This window comes from Frankia umida, from assembly GCF_023242945.1.
Taxonomy (GTDB): domain Bacteria; phylum Actinomycetota; class Actinomycetes; order Frankiales; family Frankiaceae; genus Frankia; species Frankia umida.
In genome coordinates this window covers 367-23427 of record NZ_JALKFT010000052.1, presented here as the reverse complement: position 1 = coordinate 23427, position 23061 = coordinate 367, and the positions used below count along the sequence as shown (strand labels likewise).

The 23061-nt window shown below is 71.7% G+C and carries 21 protein-coding genes and 1 pseudogene; 11 read left to right on the top strand and 11 right to left on the bottom strand.

The genetic code is table 11. The features are described 5' to 3' along the window. Together MXD59_RS24770 and MXD59_RS24765 are read left to right on the top strand one after the other, a co-directional pair. A pseudogene (locus tag MXD59_RS24770) lies at positions 1-258 on the top strand (hypothetical protein); the annotation flags it as partial. A gap of 230 nt (positions 259-488) precedes the next feature. Continuing rightward, a complete protein-coding gene (locus MXD59_RS24765) occupies positions 489-2657 on the top strand; it encodes a beta-glucosidase family protein (RefSeq protein WP_248826988.1) in 2169 nt (722 codons plus the stop codon). 109 nt (positions 2658-2766) lie between these two features. On the opposite strand, the gene MXD59_RS27130 is transcribed toward MXD59_RS24765, so the two are convergent. The 7 genes from MXD59_RS27130 to MXD59_RS24730 all read right to left on the bottom strand — a co-directional run bounded on the left by MXD59_RS27130 (position 2767) and on the right by MXD59_RS24730 (position 9816). Next, on the bottom strand, positions 2767-4080 hold the full coding sequence (locus MXD59_RS27130; RefSeq protein ID WP_248826987.1) for an MFS transporter: 1314 nt from the start codon (positions 4078-4080) through the stop codon (positions 2767-2769). A 184-nt stretch (positions 4081-4264) separates the two neighbouring features. Next, positions 4265-5911 carry a carboxylesterase/lipase family protein gene (locus tag MXD59_RS24755; RefSeq protein WP_248826986.1) on the bottom strand — a complete coding sequence of 549 codons (1647 nt, stop codon included), beginning with the start codon at positions 5909-5911 and terminating at the stop codon, positions 4265-4267. A 130-nt stretch (positions 5912-6041) separates the two neighbouring features. Continuing rightward, a complete protein-coding gene (locus tag MXD59_RS24750) occupies positions 6042-6533 on the bottom strand; it encodes a dihydrofolate reductase family protein (protein ID WP_248826985.1) in 492 nt (163 codons plus the stop codon). Between the two features lie 19 nt (positions 6534-6552). Next, complete coding sequence (locus tag MXD59_RS24745) at positions 6553-7683, bottom strand: RNA-guided endonuclease TnpB family protein (RefSeq protein WP_248826984.1); 1131 nt, start codon at positions 7681-7683, stop codon at positions 6553-6555. A gap of 288 nt (positions 7684-7971) precedes the next feature. After that, positions 7972-8544 carry a hypothetical protein gene (locus MXD59_RS24740; RefSeq protein ID WP_248826983.1) on the bottom strand — a complete coding sequence of 191 codons (573 nt, stop codon included), beginning with the start codon at positions 8542-8544 and terminating at the stop codon, positions 7972-7974. 394 nt (positions 8545-8938) lie between these two features. Beyond that, positions 8939-9301, bottom strand: coding sequence for a VOC family protein (locus MXD59_RS24735; RefSeq protein WP_248826982.1), 363 nt, complete (start codon positions 9299-9301; stop codon positions 8939-8941). Next, complete coding sequence (locus MXD59_RS24730) at positions 9298-9816, bottom strand: VOC family protein (RefSeq protein ID WP_248826981.1); 519 nt, start codon at positions 9814-9816, stop codon at positions 9298-9300. The genes MXD59_RS24735 and MXD59_RS24730 overlap by 4 nt, the downstream gene beginning before the upstream one ends. A 215-nt stretch (positions 9817-10031) precedes the next feature. Here MXD59_RS24730 and MXD59_RS24725 point away from each other — a divergent pair, with 215 nt between their 5' ends. The 5 genes from MXD59_RS24725 (at position 10032) to MXD59_RS24705 (ending at position 15231) form a co-directional block, all read left to right on the top strand. After that, positions 10032-10808, top strand: a complete 777-nt coding sequence (locus MXD59_RS24725; RefSeq protein WP_248826980.1) for a pirin family protein — start codon at positions 10032-10034, stop codon at positions 10806-10808. A gap of 133 nt (positions 10809-10941) precedes the next feature. After that, entirely contained in the window at positions 10942-11874 is a 933-nt protein-coding gene (locus tag MXD59_RS24720) for a class I SAM-dependent methyltransferase (RefSeq protein ID WP_248826979.1), read from the top strand. A 154-nt stretch (positions 11875-12028) separates the two neighbouring features. Continuing rightward, a complete protein-coding gene (locus tag MXD59_RS24715) occupies positions 12029-12697 on the top strand; it encodes a malonic semialdehyde reductase (RefSeq protein ID WP_248826978.1) in 669 nt (222 codons plus the stop codon). Between the two features lie 765 nt (positions 12698-13462). Then, the gene (locus MXD59_RS24710) at positions 13463-14437 is read left to right on the top strand and encodes a ferritin-like domain-containing protein (RefSeq protein ID WP_248826977.1); all 975 of its coding nucleotides are present in this window, start codon (positions 13463-13465) and stop codon (positions 14435-14437) included. Next, positions 14434-15231: a ferritin-like domain-containing protein gene (locus MXD59_RS24705; RefSeq protein WP_248826976.1), complete on the top strand. Its 798-nt coding sequence runs from the start codon at positions 14434-14436 to the stop codon at positions 15229-15231. The genes MXD59_RS24710 and MXD59_RS24705 overlap by 4 nt, the downstream gene beginning before the upstream one ends. 144 nt (positions 15232-15375) lie before the next feature. On the opposite strand, the gene MXD59_RS24700 is transcribed toward MXD59_RS24705, so the two are convergent. Together MXD59_RS24700 and MXD59_RS24695 are read right to left on the bottom strand one after the other, a co-directional pair. Continuing rightward, entirely contained in the window at positions 15376-16029 is a 654-nt protein-coding gene (locus MXD59_RS24700) for a superoxide dismutase family protein (RefSeq protein WP_248826975.1), read from the bottom strand. A gap of 89 nt (positions 16030-16118) precedes the next feature. Continuing rightward, a complete protein-coding gene (locus MXD59_RS24695; RefSeq protein ID WP_248826974.1) occupies positions 16119-16829 on the bottom strand; it encodes a winged helix-turn-helix transcriptional regulator in 711 nt (236 codons plus the stop codon). Between the two features lie 211 nt (positions 16830-17040). Between MXD59_RS24695 and MXD59_RS24690 the strand changes: the two genes are divergently transcribed. The 4 genes from MXD59_RS24690 (at position 17041) to MXD59_RS24675 (ending at position 21498) form a co-directional block, all read left to right on the top strand. Then, positions 17041-17916, top strand: a complete 876-nt coding sequence (locus tag MXD59_RS24690; protein ID WP_248826973.1) for a class I SAM-dependent methyltransferase — start codon at positions 17041-17043, stop codon at positions 17914-17916. A gap of 91 nt (positions 17917-18007) precedes the next feature. Then, on the top strand, positions 18008-19003 hold the full coding sequence (locus tag MXD59_RS24685; RefSeq protein WP_248826972.1) for an MDR family NADP-dependent oxidoreductase: 996 nt from the start codon (positions 18008-18010) through the stop codon (positions 19001-19003). A gap of 19 nt (positions 19004-19022) precedes the next feature. Continuing rightward, positions 19023-19505, top strand: coding sequence for a MerR family transcriptional regulator (locus MXD59_RS24680; protein ID WP_248826971.1), 483 nt, complete (start codon positions 19023-19025; stop codon positions 19503-19505). A 19-nt stretch (positions 19506-19524) separates the two neighbouring features. Next, positions 19525-21498 (top strand): hypothetical protein, encoded by a 1974-nt coding sequence (locus MXD59_RS24675; RefSeq protein ID WP_248826970.1) that lies wholly within the window; start codon positions 19525-19527, stop codon positions 21496-21498. 70 nt (positions 21499-21568) lie between these two features. Here MXD59_RS24675 and crcB read toward each other — a convergent pair whose 3' ends face one another. Next, complete coding sequence (crcB, locus tag MXD59_RS24670) at positions 21569-21943, bottom strand: fluoride efflux transporter CrcB (RefSeq protein WP_248814885.1); 375 nt, start codon at positions 21941-21943, stop codon at positions 21569-21571. Next, entirely contained in the window at positions 21940-22425 is a 486-nt protein-coding gene (locus MXD59_RS24665) for a fluoride efflux transporter FluC (protein ID WP_248826969.1), read from the bottom strand. The genes crcB and MXD59_RS24665 overlap by 4 nt, the downstream gene beginning before the upstream one ends. Positions 22426-23061: the final 636 nt, after the last annotated feature.

The following is a 23061-nucleotide window of genomic DNA, read 5'->3' as shown; positions in this document are numbered from 1 at the left end:
CGGTGGCCATCCGGACAGCACGGCCCCGTCCGGAGCAGGCCACGTCAACGGATCGGGCCAACCCGCCGGGCCTGCCCCCCCCCCCGGCTCGGGCGATCCCCCCGGCCCCGGGCCGCCCCGCCCGCCCCCCCCGCCACCGACACCGCCTTCGTGCACGTCCTGCGGGGCATTGTCGCCCTGCGCTCACTCGAGGTCACGGCCACCGTCGCCGGTCTGCTTCCCCTCGATGACGGGCTCAGCCCGTATCAGCTCAGCTGAGCCGAACTGAGCCTAGCCGAGCTCCAGGCACCCCGCTGGTCCGGACGCGCATATCCCGACGACACGAACGGTGCGGCGCGGGCTCGCGGGCGGATTCGGCGGCTTGGCCGCGCTATCCTTGCTTCCGCCTGGAAGCCAGGGTAGTCCTTTCCGGGCAGTCGTCCTCGCCGTGACACCACCGGCTCCGGCCGGCGCGTCCGGTGGCGCCGCCCGTGTGAAGGGACCGTGCCATGGCGCAGTACCAGGGGGCCACCGCTGGCACCGTCGACGCGTGTGTCCGGCGGATCCGTGCGGGCCGGCAGACCGCGGCCGAGGCGGCGGACCAGCTCATCGCCGAGCTCACCGAGGACGAACTGCTCTGGCTGCTCGACGGCGACACGCCGATCCAGGCGGCGCTCAAGCTCATGAGCAGGATGAAGGCCGGCCCGGTGGTCGGCGGAGCCGTCGCGCGCCTGGGTATCCCCGGTATCCGGTTCAGCGACGGCCCGCGGGGCGTCATCATGGGCCACTCGACGGCGTTTCCCGTCACGATGGCGCGCGCCGCGACCTGGGACCCCGCCCTCGAGCGGGAGGTTGGCACGGCGATCGGCCTGGAGGCACGGGCCCAGGGCGCCAACTACAGCGCTGCGGTGTGCGTCAACCTGCTGCGGCATCCGGCCTGGGGCCGGGCGCAGGAATGCTACGGGGAGGACCCCGTCCTCACCGGGCGGATGGGTGTGGCGCTGACCCGGGGGCTTCGCCCCCACGTGATGGCCTGTGTCAAGCATTTCGCCCTCAACTCGGTGGAGAACTCCCGGTTCAAGGTCGATGTCACGGTCGACGAGCACGCGCTGCACGAGGTGTACCTGCCGCATTTCCGGGCGGTGGTGGCCGCCGGGGTCGATTCGGTGATGAGCTCGTACAACTCCGTGAACGGCCGGTTTCTGGATGTCAACAAGGTCCTGCTGACCGATGTGCTGCGCGACGAGTGGGGCTTCGAGGGCTTCGTCACCAGCGACTGGGTGTTCGGCGTCCACGACGCCGTGGGCAGTCTGGAGGCCGGACTGGACGTCGAGATGCCGCTGCGGCTGGTCCGCGCCCGCGGTCTGCCCGCGGCCCGCGAGGACGGACGGCTGCCCCACCATCTCGTGGTGCGCTCGGCGCACCGCGTCCTGCGCACGACGCTGGCGCATCTGGCCACGCGGGAGCAGGCCGAGCCTTCGCTGGAGGTCGTCGCCAGCCCCGCCCACCGCGCGCTGGCCCGGCGGGCCGCCACCCGGGCGATGGTGCTGCTCAAGAACGACCCGGTCGGCGCCGCGGCGATCCTTCCCCTCGATGCGTCGATCGGGCGGCTCGCGGTGATCGGCCGGCTCGCCGCCGAGGCGAACATCGGCGACCACGGATCGTCGATGGTGGACCCGCCCAGCACCAGTGCGCCGCTGGACGGGCTGCGTGCGGCCCTGCCCGGCATCGAGATCAGCCACCTCGACGGGTCCCACATCGCGGCCGCGGCCGAGGCGGCCGCCCGAGCGGACGCGGCGATTCTCGTCGTCGGCATGGATCACCGGGACGAGGGCGAGCGGATCCAGAACGACGACGCCGACCTGTCCGTCCTCGGTTTCCCGTTCACCCTGCGCCCGGTGCGCCGGGTGATCGGTTGGCTGGTGCGTACCCGCAGCCAGTTCGGCCGCGGTGGGGACCGGGCCACCCTGACCCTGCATGCCTCGGACGAGCGGCTCATCACCGCGGTCGCGGCCGCGAACCCACGGACAGCGGTGGTGCTGATCGGTGGGAGCGCCCTGATCGTCGAGGCCTGGCGCGAACGGGTTCCGGCGATCCTGCATGCCTGGTATCCGGGGATGGAGGGTGGCCGGGCGCTGGCCGACGTGCTCACCGGCGCGGCCGAGCCCGGTGGGCGGCTGCCCGTGGCCATCCCCACCGACCCCGCGCACCTGCCGTTCTTCGACGCCGAGGCCCGCACGATCACCTATGACGCCTGGTGGGGGCAGCGCAAGCTCGACCGGGACGGCCACCCCGCGGCGTTCCCGTTCGGATTCGGGCTTGGCTACACGACCTTCGAACACGCCCTGGTCGACCAGCGCGTGGGCGAGACCGACGGCACGGCGACGGTGCGGGTGCGTAACACCGGCGCCCGGGTGGGCTCCACGGTGGCGCAGGTCTACGCGGTGGACACGGCGCTCGAGCGTCCGGTTCCGCGGCTGGTCGGCTTCCGGCGGGTCGATCTGGACGCGGGTGGCGAGGTCACGCTGGACGTCGCCCTCGATCTGACCCCGATCCGCCAACGCGACCCGCGGACCAGGCTGTGGTCACGTCGCCCGGGTTCCTGGGGGATCCTCGTCGCGGCCCACAGTCCGAGCGTGTTCGACGACGTCGCACCGCTGGCCGCACCGGGCGCGTGACCAGGCGGCGCGGCTTCAGAGGGTCAGGCCGAGAGGGTCAGGCCGAAACGGGTCCCCGTCGAGCGGGTCACGCTGATCGGCGGGGGCGCCCGCTCCCGCGCGGTCCGCGTCAGGTCAGGTCGTCGGCGGCATGAACCGGGCGGACGGAGAGCAGGAGAACAGCCACGATCAGCAGCGGGCCGCAGATCAGCAGGCCGGCGGACGGGCCCACCAGCGTCCACAGACCACCGGCGGTGATGGTGGCGAAGACCCGTCCGGCGTTCTGCAGGCCGATCAGGGCGCTCAGGGCAGGGGCGCGACTGTCCGGCGTGGTGAGCCTGGCCACCCCGGCGTATTCGGCGGCGTCCACCGCGCCGGCGGCGGCGCCGGCCAGCACGAAGCAGCCGATCATGACCGCCAGCTCGCCCGGGTTGGCGAAGGCGAAACCGGCGTAGGCGATCAGCAGGGCGACCGCGCCGATGGCGACCACGACCCCGGCGCCCAGCCGGTCGACGACGCGCCCCGCCCAGGCCGCGCAGGCGGCCGAGCTCAGCTGGTACACGACGTAGAGCATCGCCACGGCCTGCAACCGGCTGAACGCCCCCGCCCCCTCAGGCAGGATCTTCGCCGCACGCAGCAGGAGCAGCGCGGCGGCGATGTTCGACGCCTCGTACAGGGTGACCCCGACCAGCAGCCGCCCCAACGGCCCGGACCCCCGCAGCTGGGCGAGCATCGTCCGTCCGCCTGGAGCCGGCGGCGATCCCGGCGCGTTCACCCCGGCCTCACCAGCCCCAGCGCCGCCAGCCGCCGCGGCGGCCCTGCGGGTCGCACGGGCACCAATGGCGCTGGCCACCCCGGCCACCACCGCTGGGACGATCGCGAGCAGCAGGACGGTGCGCACACTCGCGAACGCCAGCAGGCCGACCGCGATCAGCGGGCCGACGGCCGCCGCCAGCGCGTCGTAGGCCCGTTCCTGGCCGAGCTGACGGCCGCTGCGGCGGACCAGTGCCTGCTCGCTCACCGGCCGCAGGGTGGTCGGCGTGCCCAGGCCGCTGGCCACCCACGAGCCGGAGCGGCAGGCCCCGGCCTGCCAGACCGCGGAGCTGCCAGCGAGAAACACCGCGGCCAGCGCCGCCCCGCCGTAACCGGCGACATCCAGCAGGCCGCGCGCCCCGGGCCGGCGCCGAGCCAGACCCGAACCGCCGAACCGCGCCACCGTGCCACCGGCGCGGCCCGCGGCCTCCACCCCGGCGATCACGACCGGGGCGGCGCCCAGCGTCCCGGCGAAGAACGGGGAGAGCACCGCCGTGGTGCTCTCCTGACCGACCGAGGACAACAGATGGGACCACCGGGCCCGGGTGAAAAAGGACACCGGTTCGGGTTCACCGGATCTCACAAGAATGGTGTCGCCACCCGCCGTGGCGTCCACGCGCGGCGTCGACACCGCGCCATCGTAGGGTAAAACCGCAGCACTCGACCATGCATCAGGACGAACCGCCGCCCCGCGTGAGACGGCCAGCGGGTCGCCGATGTCGATCTGGCGGATCTGGATGCAACCGACGCCACATCGTCACCGAGCATCCGGTCGGCTGTCCTCCCCACCCCCTGGCCGGCCTGGCATACCCGGCTCAGGCGTTGAGCAGGGCCAGCGGCGGGAAGGAGTGATCCTGCCAGATCAGCCTGCTCGCCCGCTCCGGGTCGTCGACAAGGCCCGCGGGGGTGTCGAAGATCCGGGTGCGACGCCGGTCAGGCTCGTAGCCGGGCCAGCCGGGGTCACCGTGGGTGGCGAAACCGGTCCACGCGGCGCGCATGTCGGCTGACAGTGCCACGGCCGCGGCGGACGGCCCCTCGCCGAGCAGCACGGCGGGTTGGCCGCTGGTGAGATTGCCGAACACCAGCGGCACGTCCAGTCCGTGGCAGGCGCCGAGCACCCCGCCCAGGCCCGGCGCGGACCAGGTCAGCTCGTAGACGTGCGCCCGACCGCCTGCCGCGATCTGCGCCTCGGCGAGATACAGACTGGGCATCCGAAACAGCCAGTCCGACAGAACCAGTTCGTAGAGCTCGCCCGGACCCGCGTCAGGATAGGCGGCACGGTAGCGACCCGCCCCCGCCCCCGCATCCTCGTCCGCTGGTCCGGGCGCGAACCGTGCCAGGACGGCGGCCGCCTGCTCGGCGCTGACCTGGCCGAGCGCGCCCTCCATCATGGTGAACAGTCGCTGCTCGTCACGGGTGTGACCGACGAGCAGGTCACGATCACGACTGGCGCCGCCGGCCACCGCCTGCCATGGCGTGCACGGCAGCACCTCCCCGTCGACGACCGGCGCGAACAGCACCGACCGCAGTGCCGGACGCCCCCACCGCCCGGCCCGCTCGGCGAGCGTGGCGGCGATCCCGTCGGCGGCGATCACCAGCAGCCCCGGCTCCACCCCGGCGAGATCGGCGGCGGTGGGACGCAGGTCGAGCTCGGCCGCGCACACGGCGGCGATGTCGGCGGCGAGTTCGGTCGCGAAGTACGTGCCCTGCGCGCTCTGCGCGATCGCCCGGCGAAACAGCCCCGCCGCCCGCGGCATCGCCAGCAACGCGGCGACCGACCCACCGCCCGCAGACTCTCCGAACACCGTGACCAGCCCCGGATCGCCCCCGAACGCGGCGATGTTGTCGCGGACCCATTCCAGCGCCGCGACCTGATCCAGCAGCCCCCGGTTCGGCGGCGCACCCGTGAGCTGCGCGAAGCCCTCCATCCCGACGCGGTAGTTGAACGTCACCAGCACGACCCCGCCGTCGCGCGCCAGGTGGCCGCCGTCGTACTCGGGCCGGTCGGACGCCCCGATCGTGTACGCACCACCGTGAATCCACACCAGCACCGCGAGCTTCGCCGCCGGGTCGGGTGCGGGCGTCCAGACGTTCACCGTCAGCCAGTCGTCCCCCGCGTCGGCCGCACCCTGGCCGCCGGCCGCACCAAGCACGTCCGACTGCGGCGGCGGCGGGCCGAACGCCCGCGCCGACCGAACCCCATCCCAGCGCCCCGCCGGCACCGGCGCCGCGAACCGCAGCGCCCCGACCGGCGGCGCCGCGTACGGGATGCCCCGAAAAACCGCCACCCCGTCCACCCAGCCACCCCGCAACGCCCCACCCGCCACCCGCACCACCGGCTCCGACCCGACCTGCCGGGCACCGGACGACAGGCTGCCCGACGACAGGCTGCCCGACGACGGGGCTCCGGGTGATGGGGCCCCGGAGGGCAGGGGCGAAGAGGTGGAACCGGCGGCAGTCACTGCTCTCCCTTGGGCGGATGCGGCACGCTCGACGTCCCCCGTGGCCGCCGCGAACGCCGGCATCATCGCGCGGAGCCGAGGCCGCCCGCCAACCATTTTCGGCCCCATCCGCCGCCACGGGCGCACGCGTTCAGGCCGGGTCCCGGATGGGCTCGTAGCGTAGGGCGACCGCGCCTGAGCTGAACTCCTGGCGTCCCACGAGCGTGAGGGCGATCCGGTCGTTCAGGCCGGCGAACAGTGTGGGTCCGTGGCCGGCCAGGACGGGATGCACGACGAACTCGTACTCGTCGATCAGACCCAGATCCGCGAGGGCCAGGGGGAGGGTCACTCCTCCCACGAAAATGCCCCCGCCGGGTTCCTGCCTGAGCCGTGTCACGGCTGTCGCCAGATCACCCCGCACCAGTTCCGCGTTCCAGTCGACCCGCTCCAGCGTGCTCGACACGACGTGCTTCTTCGCGCCGTCGATCGCCCGGGCGAAGGGGACCATCCAGTCCGCCATCCATTCCGGCCAGGCTCCCGTCGCCGTCGGCCGCCACGCCTGCTCCATCATCTCGTAGTTGACATCCTCCCCGGCCTGAAGACCGGGGATTCCTACCCTCGCGGGCAGGTTTTCCTGTTTCACTGACAGACGCCTCCCCACTCTAGGAGCGGGGTGGTCTCACTCCGTCTCCGCAGGCGATCACGGCGAGCCCCGCCGCGAGAACATTCCGTGCCGCGTTCACATCCCGGTCGTGGACCGCACCACAAGCGCAGGCCCATTCCCGGATGTTCAACGGCAGCTTTTCGACCAGCGTCCCGCAGGACGAGCAGGTCTTCGAGCTGGGATACCAGCGGTCCACCGCGACCACGTCGCGTCCGTACCAGCCGGCCTTGTATTCCAGCATGGTCCGCAGATCCCGCCAGCCCGCCTCCGAAATCGCACGGGCGAGACTGTGGTTGCGGACCATGTTCTGGACCGCCAGGTCCTCGATGACCACCGTTTGGTTCTCGCGGATGATCCTCGTGGACAGTTTGTGGAGGTGATCCCGCCGGCGGTCGGCGATCCGACCGTGGATCCTCGCGACCTTCAGCCGGGCCTTCGCCCGGTTCGCGGAGCCCTTCTTCTTCCGGGACAGCTCCCGCTGCGCCCGGACCAGCCGGACCCGGTCGGTCCGCTCGTACCGCGGGTTGGCAATCTTCTCCCCGGTGGACAGCGTGACCAGCGACGTGATGCCCGCGTCCACCCCGACCTGCCCGCCCGCCGCCGGCAGCGCCTCGATCGGGCAGTCCACCAGGATCGACACGTGATACTGGCCCCGGCTGTTGCGGGACACCGTCACCCGCGACGGCACCGCGCCGTCCGGGAACGGACGGGACCAGACGATCCGCAGCGACGCGGCCTGCTTCGCCAGCCTCAGCCGCCCGTCCCGGAACGTGAAACAGTTCCGGAAATAGGTCGCCGCATCGTTCGTCTTCCCCTTCCGCTTGAACATCGGGTAGCCGGCCCGTTTTCCCCAAAAGTTCACATAGGCGGTTTGGAGATTCCGCAGCGCGGCCTGCAGCGGGCCTTTCGACGGCTCGGCCAACCACAGAGTGTCCGGGTCCCGTTTCCACCCGGTGAGCATCAGATCGGTTTCCGCATGGCCGATCCGCCGCTGCTCCTGGGACCACACCCGGCGCCGTTCGGCAAGCGCCCGGTTGTACACGTAGCGGACACAGCCGAACGTTTTCGCGAGGTTCTCCACCTGGCCGGGAGTCGGGTAGAAACGGTAGCGGTACGCCCGCTTCACCACCCGACTTCCCACACCTGACAGAATACACGATTCCCCGGTCATTCTGGCAGCCGAGTTGACGCGCTGACCCCGCCCTGAAGGACGGGGCCTGCGCGCTACGTTTCCCGGTCATCCACGATCCCCACCTGGTGGTCGCAGCAGCCGTCGAGGGTGACGTTGATCGAGTATCGAAGCGGTCTCATGCGTGCTCTCCCCTACCTGCGGCGGCCGGCACCTGGCCGTAGCCAGCCCGCCGTCCCGCGCGGACGCCGGCGGTTCAGCCAGCCGAAATCCGGGGATCCGGGATGGTCACCCCGCCCGTCCGACACCGGACGGCGCGTCGGTGCCGGTGAAGGACGACGAACGGGTGTTACCGATCATGCGATGGCTGATCAGGTACTCGCCGAGGTTGGTCAGTGCGGTCCGACCGTCCAGGTTGACCACGCCGAGCCGGGTGAGCCGGGCGCGCAGGTTGTCGACCCGGCGGCGCACCGTCGACTCGGGCAGCCCGAGTCGCGTCGCCACCGCCAGGTAGGTCGTCGGGATCGGATCGGACCGGCCGTCGGTGCGAAACAGCGGCTCGAACAGAAGCTCGCAGACGGCCCGGTCGACGGCGGACAGCTCCGGTGCGCTCCAGGTCGCGAGCCCGGCGGGCAGCGGCGCGCCGGGGCGAAGCTGGTCCAACCCGTAGTCCAGCGGCTGCTCCGAGAACTGGATGTGCAGCGCGTACGTGCGGAACCGGCCGGCCACCCACACCGTCGTCGACTCGGCCAGCAACCGCGAACGGCCGGCCATCAGCGTCTCGCGCAGGCCGCCTTCCAGAATCGTCAGCGGATGCGTTTTGCTGGCATTGACAATCCACCAGTGCCGACGCTGATACACGATGGCGCCGGCGGATCGAGAAACGCCGAGGTCATCAGGGTCAAGGCAGTGCGTGCTAGCCGGATCGCGACCGAAGGTAAACCCACCGGTAGCCGGAACCACATAGGTCATCAACCCAATGATGACCGTGGGCTGTGGTACCGGCGAGGCCTGAGTTGCCCCTGGTGTCATGCGCCTGCCTTTCATTCTCCGTTTTCACAGGACGGAGCGACGCCAATCTAGACGGCCGGCGGACGGGCACAGGCGGTGGGGCTCCCCATGGCCAGCGCGCATTAGCGACGCTATGCCGCCGCCGGTATACACGGGAAGAAACGTAGCCGGATGACCGCGCGCCGCCGCCCGGGCAGGCTTCACCCGCAGGAGGTCCTCGGCTACGTCTGGCCGAACTGACCGGTCAGGTCGACGGGTTCTCGATCAGGGTGATGGTGTTGCCGCAGGGGTCCGCGACCGAGGCGAGCCTGGCCTGCCTGGTCGTCGTCGTGACCTCACCGAGTGTGATTCCGCGACCGGCGAGCGCCGCCGCCGCACTTCGCAGATCGTCGACGGCGAGGTTCAACGCCGCCCGTCCGGCCCGCTGGTCGTCCTGGAAGACCTGCACCCAGGCATCGTCGAAGACGTGCCAGTCGGCCAGACCCGGCATCGGACGCGCGTCGGCGGGTCGACCGAACAGCCGCTCGTACCAGTCCGTCGCCGCGTCGAAATCGGCCACGGGCACCACCGACAGCACCTTGGTCACCGTCATGGTGGTCACCGTCATGAGGGAGATCCCTGCGTCACGTACTGGCCGGTGGCGCGGGCGGGGTCGTCGACGAGGCCAGCCTTGGGGATGAAGTAGACGACCTCCCACAGGTGGCCGTCCGGATCGCCGAAGTGACCGGCGTAGAGACCCCACGGCCGTTCGTGCGGCGGACCGGGCACCGTCCCGCCGGCGCGCCGAGCGAGTTCGAGGACGCGGTCGACGTCCTCGCGGCGCCCGACGGTATGGCCGAAGGCCACCCCGCTACCGGCGACCCGGGCCGGGTCCACGCCCGCGTCCTTGGCGAGCTCCGCACGCGGGTACAACGACAGGACCAGACCGTCGTCCAGTGTGAACATCGCGGTCGCGCCGGACGGCTCGGTCGCGCTGCCGGTGAACTCGGTGCCGATGATCCCGGACGAGGGGAAGCCCAGCCCGTCCCGGTAGAAGGCCAGCGAGCGTTCGAGATCGCCCACCCCAAGCGTGATCACATGTATCCGTGGCCGCACGGCCTGCTCCTCTCCCTCGGGTCCCACGCCGATCCCTGCCCGGCCGATCCCTGCCCGGCCGATCCGTACTCTGCCGATCCGTACTCTGCCGATCCGTACTCTGCCGATCACTGCCTGGCTGCATACCCGGTAGGCGCGTCCTGTCCCGGACGGGGCCGGGAAGAGTTGGACCACCTCGGTAGTTGCACGTGCAAGCATCCACTGGAGTGGTCCGGATGCGCCGAAGGTAGGAGGGTTCCGTCATGACGAGCACCGTGTCGGTGGACATCCGTCGCGCCCAGAGCCGGGCGGCAAGCCGGACGGGCTGGCTGGACTCGCACCACTCGTTCTCGTTCGGCCACCACTACGACCCGGACAACACCCACCACGGCGTCCTGCTGGTGAGCAATGACGACACCGTCCGCGCCGGGACGGGCTTCGAGACCCATCCGCACCGCGACATGGAGATCGTCACCTGGGTGCTGCGCGGCTCGCTGGTGCACCAGGACTCCATCGGCACCACCGGGGTCATCTACCCGGGACTGGCCCAGCGGATGAGTGCCGGTCGCGGCATCCTGCACTCGGAGAAGAACGACTCCTGGCGCCTCGGCGGCGAGCCGCACGACGAGCCCGTGCACTTCGTCCAGATGTGGGTGGCACCGGACACGCGTGGCATCGACCCCGGCTACGAGCAGCTGGAGATCGGGGACGAGCTGCTGCGCGGCGGGCTGGTGCCGGTCGCGTCCGGGATGGCGCGCCATGACGGGCAGAGCGCGATCCGTATCCGTAACCGGCACGCGGCCCTGCACGCCGCCAGGCTTCGGCCCGGCGGCGAGGTCACCCTGCCCGAGGCCCCCTGGCTGCATCTGTTCGTCGCCGCGGGCGAGGTGGAGCTCGAAGGGGCGGGCACGCTGGCCACGGGGGACGCCGTCCGGTTCACCGCGACCGGCGGCCAACGGGTGACCGCGACCACGTCCGGCCCGGCGGAGATCTTGGTGTGGGAGATGCACACCGATCTCGCCGGCCTCGCCGCCGCCTGACCCCGTCCCACCGTGGGCGGCACCCTGCCCCGTGGGCGGGCGGCACGTACCGCCCACGGGGCAGGGTGGCACGCTTCGCGGACGGGGCGGCACGCTTCGCGGGCGGCGAGCGTCAGAACAAGGAGTCGAGATCATGAGTGGGGCGAGGGAGAGCACCGGCGGGCCCGTCGGCCGCACCGAAGCCGCGGCGGGCGGCGACACGGTGACCACCGGTGGGCGGCAGGCGACGATGTGGAACGGTGCGGCAGGGCGCGGATGGATCGCGGCGCAGGACCTGCTCGACCGGATGTACCAACCGTTCGCGGACCTGCTGACCAGCGGGATCGTCGACGGTGACCGGGTGCTCGACGTGGGCTGCGGCGGCGGTGCGACGGCGCTCGCCGCCGCCCGCCGGGCCGGCGGCACCGCCGGAGGTGACGCGGGGGAACCTCGCTCGGGAGGGCACTGTGTTGGTGTCGATGTCTCCGAGCTGATGCTCACCGCGGCTCGTGCGCGTGCGCTGCGGGCGGGGGTGCCGGTCGACTTCGTGCGCGCCGACGCGGCGCGTCATCCCTTTCCGCCGAGTGGGTTCGACGCGGTCATCTCCCGGTTCGGGGTGATGTTCTTCGCCGATCCGGTCGCCGCGTTCACGAATGTCCGCCGCGCCACCCGCAGCGGCGGACAGCTCACCTTCGTTTCCTGGCGCGGCCTGGCCGATAATCCTTTCTTCACGGCGGCCGAACGGGCGGCGGCGCCAATTCTTCCGGGCCTCGCCCAGCGCGATCCCGACGCACCCGGCCCGTTCTCGCTCGCCCGCCGAGAACACACCGAGCGACTTCTGCGCGGCGGCGGCTGGACGAACATCGACATCGTCCCGGTGGACGAGCCGTGCGTCCTGTCCGAACTGGAGCTGGAACAGTACTTCACCCTGGTCGGCCCGGTCAGCCGGCTTCTACCGGACCTGGACGAGGCCACCCGCGCCACAGTCGTCGGCACCGTCCGCGCCGCCTTCGAACCCTTCCGCGAGGCCGACCACTTCCGCTACACCGCGGCCTGCTGGGCGGTGCGCGCCACAGCACCCCACTGACGCGGCCCTCGACCCGTGGGCGCCGGCATAACCCGGCCGGCGACATGGTTGACCTGTCGGCCGCGCCGGCAGCGCAGGACGTGGATGGCCTGCCAGCCGGCCCGGCCACCAGATGCAGATCCTCACGACGCCCACTCGCACCCATCGGAGACCCGTGACTTCCACCACCGAGATCCCCGCCAGCGAAGATCCGTCGACAGCCAGCCTGGCCGTCGAGAAGCTGGCTGCCGATCACCTCGTGCTGGACCCCGCCGCTGTGGCGCTGCTGTTCACGCAGGCGCGTACCGCCAACGCCTTCAGCGACGAGCCTGTCTCCCGCGACCAGCTCCGCGCCATCACCGAGCTGGCCAAGTGGCCACCGACGTCGGCCAACATCAACCCGCTGCGCATCACCTTCGTGACCACCCCCGAGGGCAGGGCGCGCCTGCTACCGCTGATCTCCGAAGGCAACCGGGCCAAGACCGAGTCGGCCCCCGTCGTCGCGATCCTGGCGGTCGACGTCGACTTCCACGACCGGCTGCCGCAGCTGTTCCCGGCCCGCCCCGAGATGCGCGACGTGTTCACGGGTGACCCGGAGCGCCGCGCGGAGGTGGCCCGCTTCAACGGCGCCCTGCAGACCGCCTACTTCATCCTCGCCGTGCGCGCCGCCGGCCTGGCCGCCGGGCCGATGGCCGGTTTCGACGCCGCCGGCGTCGACGCCGAGTTCTTCCCCGACCGCTCGTACAGGTCGATCCTCGTCGTCAACATCGGCAAGCCGGGCGCCAACCCCTGGTTCCCCCGCCTCCCTCGACTCGACCACGACGACTACGTCGACTACCTCTGAGTCGACCTGACAGGACCTGATCCCGCGGACGGGCCAGGTCCACGCACCACGCCACATTCGCCTGTCCGCAGGGCCACCGCGTCGCCAGGCCACCGCGTCGCCAGGCCACCGCGTCGCCAGGCCACCGCGTCGCCGGGCCACCGCGTCGCCGGGCCTTCGGGCCTTCGATCGGCTGGGTCCCGGTGCTGTCCCCGCTTCACCACGCCGGGCGGCACCGGGACCCAGCCGCGGGGACTCACCCGTTTCTCCATAGCCGCGACCATCCGCAGACGTTCGGCGCCGGTCTCTGCGCACCTTTCTCTCGGACGGCTGAGCGCCGACGCCCCTCCCCGCCGCCATCCCGATTCATGGTCGGATGCCGAGGGCTGTTCGACACCATGCCGAGGGATGTTCGGTGCAGGGAGGCCGAGATCCTTGAACAACCCTCGGCATGCCATGAACATGACCGTGATATAGCAGCGATAGAGAGCATCGAGGCCCCCGGCATCGCGCCATTACGCCGCACGAATCGCCTATTTATGCATATATCGGACGATTTGGAGAACGCGACCGACGATCATACGGCCCCGTGATCCGACGTCCAGCAGGGCGGCGAAGCGCCGATCACCAAGCGGGGGTGTGGGCTGCGACCACAGCGGTCCGATGGCAGATTTCCGGCGGCGACACCCATCCGGCCGGGCCGCGGCCTCGAACCCCCACCGTGTGCACCACCGAGCTCCGCACCAGGCGAGCGCGGGTCACACGGTACGGACAGGGAGGGGTGCGGTGACCGACGCCGTTGATGACCAGCAGCTACATGAGCTGGTCGAACAGTCGCAGGACCTGCACAGCGATGCGATGCGCGGCCACCGGGCCGCCGTCGGCGACTACCTCGAGGCCACGGCCTCCCCCGGACAGCAGGCTGGCGGCGGCACCGAACGGCCCACCGACGCACCGCCGGCAGCGCACTCTGCGGCAGCCGAGACCCAGGCCCAGGCCGAAACCCAGGCCCAGGCCGAAACCCAGGCCAAGGCCCAGACCCAGGCCGAGACCCAGGCCCAGGCCGGCGAAGGCGGCTGGTGGCGGGGACGCGGGACGACGAGGCGGCGCCGGTCCCAGCGTGCGGCCATGGTGGGGATCGCCGGAACCGGGTTGGTCGCGGCCGGCGCGGGACGGGCCTCGGCCGCCACGTCCGACATCGCGATTCTGCAGACGGCGGCGTCGATCGAGAATCTCGCGGTCAGTACCTACACGACGGCGCTGACACTGCCGTTCATCGGCGGGACCATGGCGAACGGTGTGGTGAAGGCCTTCGCGATGAAGACGATGGCCCAGCATGCCGAACACGCCCAGGCTTTCAACGCCGCCGTGGTGAAGCTTGGTGGCAGGGAGCAGAACGATCCCGACCCGAAATACGCGGCGGTCGTCAAGGCCGCGGTCCCGACCATCAAGGGCCCGGGGGACGTCGTCGCGCTCGCCATCATCCTCGAGGACGTCGCCGCGCAGACCTACACCCGCAATGTCAGCGAGGTGGGCACGTCCATGTTGCGGATGTTGCTGGGCAGTGTGGCCGCCGTCGAGGCGCAGCACCGGGCGGTGCTGCTCGCCGTCCAGGCGCTGTTGCCGGTCAGTAATGGTGCTCTGATCACCTTGCCGCCGAATCTGGCCACGTTGCCCAAGGCCGCGGGCAGCGTCGCCTTCCCGAACGCCTTCTACCCCACCACCATGGCTTCGCCGGCCACCGAAGGAGCCCTCCGATGAGCAGCAGGCGACTGGACGTGGGCGACGCCGAACTGCGGGCGATGACCGCCGATCTCGATCAGGCTCACCGGGACACCTTTCCCGCCGCGGCCGCGCAGCTCACCGACCTGGGCCGGGATCTGGGCCGGGGCCTGGGCGCGCGGGCGGCGAACCGGCGGGGAGTGCTGCTCGGTGGGCTCACCGCGGTCGGTGCCGGTGTCCTCGCCGCCTGCGGAAGTTCCTCGTCCGGTGGCGGCTCGAACACCGGTGGGATGGGTTCGTCCGCGGCCGCGACCACCGGTGGCCGGTACACCGGTGATCTGAAGGTCGTGGCGCTCGCCGCCGCGTTGGAGAACCTCGCGGTCGCCGCCTATTCGGCGGTGCTGACGAAGGCCGGCGCCGGCACCTACGGCACCGTTCCGCCGGCGATCGGCGAGTTCGTCACCGTTGTCCGGTCGCAGCACACCGACCATGGGAAGGCGTGGAACGGTGTGCTGGCCTCGGCGAAACTCCCGGAGATCACCGGCGCACCCCTGACGATCGCCGCCGGCGAGGTGGCGAAACTGAACCAGGCCAAAACGCTGCCCGAGGTCGCCAGAATCGCCCTTGACCTGGAGACCGGTGCGGCGCAGACGTACCTTTCCGCGCTGACCAACGTCACGAACACCACCGGTATCTCCACCGCGGCGACGATCGCCCCCGTCGAGGCGATGCACGCGGCGGTTCTCCGCTACATTCTCGGCGACTATCCCGTCCCCGACTCGTTCCTGGGGACGACCGCCGCGATCGCGCCGACCGTGCTCACCGCCGCATAGCCGACGCGGGCACCGGCCGCACGGCCAGCGCACCGAAGCCGACGAACGCGACGCCGAGCGCGGGAATGTTGTCGCGGACATGGCTCAGGCCATCGTCACAGGGACCGAGGAGCACCATCGTTGGGCTGGACCACTGGTGCGGGATCAGAGATCGGCGCAGGCCACCCGCTTGTCCAGGGCGTCGACGGGGTGGATGACCACCGACTGGGCGGCGTCGCCCACCGGACGGGCGTTGGTGACGGTCCCCTGGACCGCGCCGGCCGCATCCGCGGGCAGGGCCAGATGCACCTCGTTGGGCGGAACGGCCGGACCGTTCGGGTCGAACTTGAAGTGTCCACCGCCGTTGTCCACCGCGCAGGGCTTGGCGTGCAGGTGCGCGACGTACTTCCCGCCCGGCGCCAGGCCGGTCGCGGTGACGGTCAGGGTGGTGCCGCTGGTGGCGTTCTGGGCGAGCCAGGCGGTTCCCCGAACGTCGTTGTGCCCCGGCGGCCTGGTGTTGAGCAGGATGAACGTCGACTCGCGAGCCCCGGGAACCTGGCTGGCCGGGGTCGCCGACGGATTCGCCGTCATCGCGCCCATGTCGGCTTCGGCGGAGGTGGTCGCCGACGGGGATGACGGGGATGACGATGTCGCGTCGGGGGCCGGCGTCGAGACGTGTTCCGTCACCGAGGCGTGTGGGGCGGCGATGCTGGTTCCCCCTGTGGTGTCGCCCCCGCAACCGGCCGCCAGCGTGGCGACGGTCAACAGGCCGGCGATCGCGCCGACTCCCAGACGTGCGTGTGCGAGCCCACGAACCATGACTGTTCTCTCCTGTCCATGACCGAGATCGTTCGTGCGCGGACCTTCACCGGGCACAAGCACCGACGGCGGTGAGCCCGGCCCGGGTGCTAACCGACTTCGCCCAGACCGTCCGTGTGCTGATGGTGACGGCTCTGGGCGGCGGCGAAGGTCGTGGTGTCAAACCAGGTGGGAAAGGCGCGGACCAGCGCCGCCGGCCCGTGCAGCTCGGCCTCGCCGGCGTCGAGCACGGCGCGAAACGGCGTGCGTCCAACCAGCCAGCGGTGCATCTGCCTGCCGCTGGCCGTGACCCGCAGGTGCACGTCCTGACGCGGTTCCTCCTTGCAGACGGTCATCGCGGGCCGTTCGACGTCGAGCCAGCCCTGGGCCGCACCGGGGCCGGTCAACGTCAGGTGCACGAGCGTTCGCCGAGAGGGTAGTCGCTCGGGCACCGCATGCTGGTGCAGCCGCCAGATCAGCGACAGTCCATCGCAATCACCGTCATCCGGGTCATCGAAGACCCATTCGGCGGCCCACTGCCCCAACGACCAGACGATCGGCGTGATCGCCTGACCGGCCTCGGTGAGCACATAACGACCCGGCCGGCCCCGTTCGGCGACCTCCCGGCGGACCAGCCCATGCCGTTCGAGCGCGCGTAGCCGTCCGGTCAGCAGGGTCCTGCTCATCCGCGGCAGGCCCCGGTGGATGTCGTTGAACCCCTCGGCGCCGGCCATGAGCTCGCGGATCACCAGCGGTGTCCACCGGTCGCCGAGGATCTCGACGCCGAGCGCGATGGGGCAGTAGTCGGAATGGATCGGCACCCCACCACTGCATCACGCCCAGCGCGCTGGTGTCGTCGCCCGGCAGCGGTCAGCACTGACGTCCGGCCGACACCCCAGGTCCAGAAACGCGACTGGTCGACCCCACCGCCCCCGGCGCACCATCGGGACAGACACCGCGCCGCGTTCGTCACGGCGCCCCAGCCGGCCTCGCCCACCCGGCCTGAGCTGGCCCGATACCGGAGGAACCACCATGACCACCAGCCCCACCACGATCACTACCAGCCCCACGACGACCGCCCCCGGCCCGGACCTCGCCGCGGTGAAGGCGAAGCAGCAGAAGATCTGGTCCAGCGGCGACTACACCGTCATCGCCGGCCGGATCGTGCTACAGAGCGAGCTGCTCGCCGAGGCCGCCGACCTGCGCCCCGGCTGGGACGTGCTCGACGTCGCCTGCGGCTGCGGCAACGCGACGCTCGCCGCCGCCCGCTCGGGCACCCGCGTCGTCGGCGTCGACTACGTCCCCGAACTGCTGGCCAGGGGACGTGCCCGGGCCGCCGCCGAAGGACTCGACGTCGACTTCCGGCTCGGTGACGCCGAGGCGCTGCCCTTCCCGGACGCCTCGTTCGACGCGGTGCTGTCCGTCTTCGGTTCGATGTTCGCCCCGGACCACCACCGCACCGCCGCCGAGATGATCCGCGTCGCCCGGCCCGGGGGCCTGCTCGGCCTGGTCACCTGGACCCCGGACGGTTTCATCGGCGAGATGTTCCGGACGATCAGCCGCCATGTGCCCCCGCCGGCGGGGGTCGCCTCCCCGCTGCTGTGGGGCACCCGGGAGCACCTGGCCGCCCTGTTCGGCTCCGACGCGGCCGAGATCCGGACGCTCGAACGCACCTGCGTGTTCCGCTACGCCTCACCGGAGGAGTTCACCGACACCTTCCGCCGCTGGTACGGCCCGACCCACAAGGCGTTCGAGGCCCTCGACGACACCGGCCGCGCGGCCCTCGCCGCCGACCTCACCGCCCTCGCCCGCCGCTGGAACCGCAACCTCGACGGCCAGCCCGTCGCCCTCCCCTCCACCTACCTCGAAACCCTCATCACCCTGCGCACCCCCACCGCCACCTCCTGAACGCCGCCTGCTGACCGCCGCCTCCTGAACGCTGCCTCCTGACCATCGGGGTTTGACTCTGACGTGCGGGTCAGGGGCTACGGTCGCGCGCATGTCCGGTTCCCGTGAGGTTCGTCTTGTCAGCACACCGGTCGGTCTGCCCCGGCCGGAGGACTTCACCGTCGTCGCAGTGCCGGTGCCCATGCCAGGTGACGGCGAGGTTCTGGTGCGTAACCACTACTTCCATGTGTTCGCCGCGCTGCGCACGGTGCTGGGCGGTGGGGTCGAGGACGCGCCGTTCCCGCCCATTCATCCGGGTGACACGTTGTTCGGCGCGGCCGTCGGCGAGGTCGTCGCCGCACCGGCCGACGCCAGCCTGCGGCCAGGTGCGCTGGTCTTTCACTGGCAGGGCTGGCGGGAGTACGCGGCCGTGCCGGTCGCGCAGGTCCAGCCGCTGGGTGACGCACTGGCCGATCCGGCGGCCCACCTCTCCTCGGCGCGGGCCGCCTACGCGGCACTGCGGCAGAGCGGGCTGGCGGCGGGCGAGACAGTCTTCGTGTCCGGAGCGGCCGGTGCGGTCGGTTCTCTGGCGGGGCAGATCGCCCGGCTGCTCGGCGCCGGGCGGGTCATCGGCAGCACCGGTTCGGCGGCCAAGGCGCGGCGCCTGGTCGACGAGCTCGGCTACGACGACGTCGTCCTGCGTGGCGGTGCGCCGTTCGCGGACGGGCTCGCGAAGGCCGCCCCGGACGGCATCGACGTCGTGATCGACAACGTCGGCGGTGAACAGCTCCAGGCGGCGGTGGCCGCCGCCCGACCAGGCGCCCGGATCGTTCTGGTGGGGGCGCTGGCCGGGCAGCTCGCCCCGGATTCCACGGGGACCGTCGCCTCCGTCGCGCTGGACACCTTCGCGCTGATCCTCAAGCACATCACGCTGCGCGGGCTCGACAACACGGTGGCCACCGACTGGAGCGAGCGGTTCGGCGACTGGCTTGGCCGCGGCGAGATCACCTTTCCCTCGGTGCGTGTCTCCGGTATCGAACACGCCGCACGTGCGTTGTCAGAGACCATCGCGGGACAGCACTTCGGCACGGTCATCGTCGAGGTGTAGGGCACCCTGGAGGACGCGGATGAAGATCGGGGAGGCCGCGGCGGCGGCCGCCACCACCCAGCGCGCACTACGGTTCTACGAGCAGCGCGGGCTGCTGCCACCACCGCGGCGCACCGCCTCGGGGCAGCGTGTGTACGACCAGGCCGATGTCAACCGGCTTCGGATCATCCGTGAGCTGCTGGCGCTCGGGCTCACCGTCGAGGACGTGCGGGCCTGCACGGACCGGCTGCACCTGCTCGAGGGTGACACCCTGCCGCGCTACGGTGATCCCCGCGGGGTGTGCAGCGCGACGAGCGGCGTCGTCGAACGTCGCATCGCCGCGCTGGACGCAGAGATCACCCGTCTGACGACGTTACGTGACAGACTGGCGGCCCGCACATCGGCCGCCCATCCCGAGGGCCGCGCGCCCACGGACGACGAGCCCGCGGACGAGCCCACGGACGAACTCGCGAACGGCGAGCTCACGACCGACGGCGGGGTCCTGACGGTCATGCGGTCCTGACGGCGGCGAGGGGGAGACGGTGGCAGACGGTGATTCCAGCGCCACCCGGCGCACCCTGGTCCGCGGTGCGCTGCTCGCGGCGACCACCGCGTCCATCGGCGCCAGCCTCACCCGCCGATCAGCCGCCGCGCCACCCGCCGACACCGACGGCACCGGCACCGGCACCGGCACGTCCACCGTGGCAGCAGGCGGCGCGGCGGCGGCCGGGATCGTGGCCACCGCGACTCCGGAGCGGCTCAGGGCGGATGTGCGGCGGATGGTCGACTGTGGGCCACGGCTGCCGGGCTGGCCGGGCCACGACGAGTGGTGCACCTGGCTGACCGACGAACTGGCCGCCGCCGGCCTGCGGATCGAGCCCTGCGAGGAGTACACCTACGACAGTTACCAGCCGGCCGACTTCGCCCTGGAGATCCTCGACGGCCCGGGCGCCGGCCCGGTGGAGGTGGCGACCTCGTACGTGCGCTCGGCGGGCACCTCCGCCCAGGGTGTCACCGGCCCGCTGGTGCTGGCCACGGGCTTCCCGACGCCAAGCCAGATCGAGGCGCTCATCGACCCGGCCGCGGTGACCGCCGCCATCCGGGCCTGGGTGGCCGCCGTGCCGGCGGGATCGCTGCGCGGCACCGTCCTGCTGGTCGACCTGCCCGCCCCGGGCCGGCTGACCGCCAACGTGTTCACCGCGATCTCCGCCTACCTGCAGTGGGACGGGCACGACGAGGCCGACTGGGCGCAGATCGACTACTCCCGTCTGTGGCTGGGGCCATGGCCGGACCTCAACGACTTCGCCGCGCTCGGGCTGGCCGGCGTCGTGTTCACCACGGCCGCGTCCCGCCCGGCGCTGCGCGGCAACTACTCGTCACACACCGCCCGGCCACAGCCGCTGCCCGCCCTCGTCGTCGACCGCGAGGTCGGCGCGCGGCTGCGGGAGCGGGCGGCGGCCCGGCCACGCACACGACTGACCCTGATCTCCCCTGTCCGGCGCACCCGACTGCGCCAGATCACCGCGGTGCTGCCCGGTGAGAGCGACGAGTGCGTCATCGTCAACACCCACACCGACGGGCAGAACGCGTTCGAGGAGAACGGCGGGGTCGCGGCGGTCGCCCTGGCCCGGCACTTCGCCGCGCTGCCGCCCGGGCAGCGGTTGCGCCGGACACTGGTGTTCGCGCTGTACCCCGGGCACATGTCCGGACGGGTCGGCATCGAGAACTCCCGGGCCTGGATTCTGCGGCACCCGGATCTGGTCCGGCGCGCGGTGGGCGCGGTCAGCATCGAACATCTCGGCGCGACCGAATGGATCGACGATCCCGCACGCGGCTACCACGCCAGCGGCGAGAACGAGCTCTACGCCATCTGGACCACCCAGGGCCCGACCCTCGACACCATCGCCAAGCCCGCGCTGGTCGCCGCCGGGCTGCAACGGCACGCACTGCTCAAACCGCCACTGCAGATCACCCCCGGCGCGCCGTTCCACAAGCTCGCCGGTGTTCCTCACGTCTCGGGCATCGCCGGGCCCAGCTATCTCGTCGTGGTCTCCCCGGACGGCGAACTCGAGAAGTTCGACGCCGACCTGGCCGCCGCGCAGGTCGGCTTCTACGCCGACGTCGTGGGCCGCTTCGACACCGCCGACCGCGCCGCCCTGCGCACCGGCGACCCGACCCTCGGCCAGGACACCCCCACCGCCGAGGAGAGGACCTACCGGGACGAGGCCACGACCGCCCGCTGCGCCCCGGCCACGGCCAGCGCTGCCCGGGGCGCCGCCGCGGACACGGACTCCGAGGGCCCACTCGGCCTGCCCGGCCCGTGGGGTTACGCGGCCGGCGCGGTGGCCGGCGCCGCGGCGCTGGCAGCCGGCGGATTCGCCGTCCTGCGGACCCGTCGACACCGCCGCACGACACCCCCGGACGATGCCTCCCCCTCCCCCTCCCCCATCACCCCCAGCCCGGACGACCCGTCAGCGCCCGATTCCCACTCGGGTTCCACCTCCGACTCCGCCTGACCGCCGGCAGACCGACCCCGCCCCAGGCGGCAGTCAGGGTGTTCGTGGGCGAAGCCCCGCCCGCGTCCGGTCATCCCCACACCGCCCGGGCCACCTCCATCCCGAGGACGGCGGCGCCGAGGGCGCCGAACATGCTGGCGGCGACGTTCGCGGCGGCGAGCAGGCCGCTGCCGTTCTCGGCCAGGCGCAGCGTCTCGTAGGAGAACGTCGAGTAGGTGCTCAACGCCCCGCACAGCCCGGTGCCGACCAGCAGCCCCACCCGGGACGACGCGGCCCCCGCCAGAACCGCACCGGTCACCAGCCCGAGAATCAGGCTGGCAGCGATGTTGACCGTGAACGTGCCCCAGGGGAACGCGCTGTCGTGGCGGGCCTGCACCGCCCGGTCGACGAGGTAGCGCGCCGGCGCTCCCACCATCGCCCCCAGAATCACCAGCAGCCAGTTCACCGCGACCGTCGCCCGATCAGCCGGCGGGTCGCGACCACCGACGCCCAGACCGCACCGAGCGCCAGCGCCATGGTCAGCGCCAGATACGCCAGGGCGAGACCGGTGTGCTCACCGTCGATCAGCCGTCGCGCGTCGACCGCGTAGGTGGAGAAGGTGGTGAATCCGCCCAGCACCCCCGTGCCCAGCAACGGCCGGGTCAGCGGGTGCACCGCCGGCACCTCGGTGATCACGACCATGAGCAGCCCGATCAGCGCGCAGCCCACCGTGTTCACCAGCAGGGTCGTCCACGGGAACACCCCGGCCGGATCCGGCCAGAGCAGCGACGCGCCGTAGCGGGCGCACGCCCCGACCGCCCCACCGACCGCGATCACCGCCAGCAGCAGCACAGGCCCACGGCCCAGCTCCCGACGCTGCGCCGGAACACGCAGATCCACATCCGGATCGGTGGGTCGCTCGGCCTTCGGCGGGAACGCGCCGTCCATATCTGTCTCCCTACCTGCGCGGTGCCCGAGCAGCCGGGCACGACCTGGCACAAGTAGGGACCGTTGGCGGCAGCGGATGCCGCGGTTCGAGTCCGGCGAGCCCCACCGCCGCACGACGGCCAACAGCCACCGACACCCGCGACGATACCGTGCCACCCGAACGACTTCTACGCTGCGATGACAGCCACCGCGCTCTGGGTGGTCTCCTGTCGGCGCATCAGGTCGTGTCACTATGGTGATGTTCGTCAGCGATACGACCGATGCGCAGGACGCCGGCCTGAGTGCCACGGCGGGCGCGGAACGAGACTGGCTCCGGACACCGGCGATGCCGACCTTCTCGGATCGAGGCCCGACCGATTTGAACACCGGCCAGCCGCTCCGCGATGGTCAGGCTGCCGCGGTAGGCACCTTCGGCCGCGCCAGGTTCCCGGTCGCCCGTGCCAGATCCCCCAACTTTTGTAGGAGGCGTTCAGGTCACTCTGCGCCTTGGCGTTGGTCGGGTCGGCGTCGGCCAGCCAGGCGAAGATGGTCAGGCTATCGAAAGTTACCGACCTCCGCGTGATCGGCGTCGATATCCAAGTTCAATCCGCTCGATCGCCTCGACCGCCGCCTGCCGCACGTCATAGTGATCGTCGG

Excerpts from the sequence above, each read along its gene's own strand:
- MXD59_RS24765 (WP_248826988.1), top strand. The coding sequence starts at position 489 with ATGGCGCAGTACCAGGGGGCCACCGCTGGCACCGTCGACGCGTGTGTC.
- MXD59_RS24735 (WP_248826982.1), bottom strand. The coding sequence starts at position 9,301 with ATGACGGTGACCACCATGACGGTGACCAAGGTGCTGTCGGTGGTGCCC.
- MXD59_RS24725 (WP_248826980.1), top strand. The coding sequence starts at position 10,032 with ATGACGAGCACCGTGTCGGTGGACATCCGTCGCGCCCAGAGCCGGGCG.
- MXD59_RS24720 (WP_248826979.1), top strand. The coding sequence starts at position 10,942 with ATGAGTGGGGCGAGGGAGAGCACCGGCGGGCCCGTCGGCCGCACCGAA.
- MXD59_RS24705 (WP_248826976.1), top strand. The coding sequence starts at position 14,434 with ATGAGCAGCAGGCGACTGGACGTGGGCGACGCCGAACTGCGGGCGATG.
- MXD59_RS24700 (WP_248826975.1), bottom strand. The coding sequence starts at position 16,029 with ATGGTTCGTGGGCTCGCACACGCACGTCTGGGAGTCGGCGCGATCGCC.
- MXD59_RS24690 (WP_248826973.1), top strand. The coding sequence starts at position 17,041 with ATGACCACCAGCCCCACCACGATCACTACCAGCCCCACGACGACCGCC.
- MXD59_RS24685 (WP_248826972.1), top strand. The coding sequence starts at position 18,008 with ATGTCCGGTTCCCGTGAGGTTCGTCTTGTCAGCACACCGGTCGGTCTG.
- MXD59_RS24680 (WP_248826971.1), top strand. The coding sequence starts at position 19,023 with ATGAAGATCGGGGAGGCCGCGGCGGCGGCCGCCACCACCCAGCGCGCA.
- MXD59_RS24665 (WP_248826969.1), bottom strand. The coding sequence starts at position 22,425 with ATGGACGGCGCGTTCCCGCCGAAGGCCGAGCGACCCACCGATCCGGAT.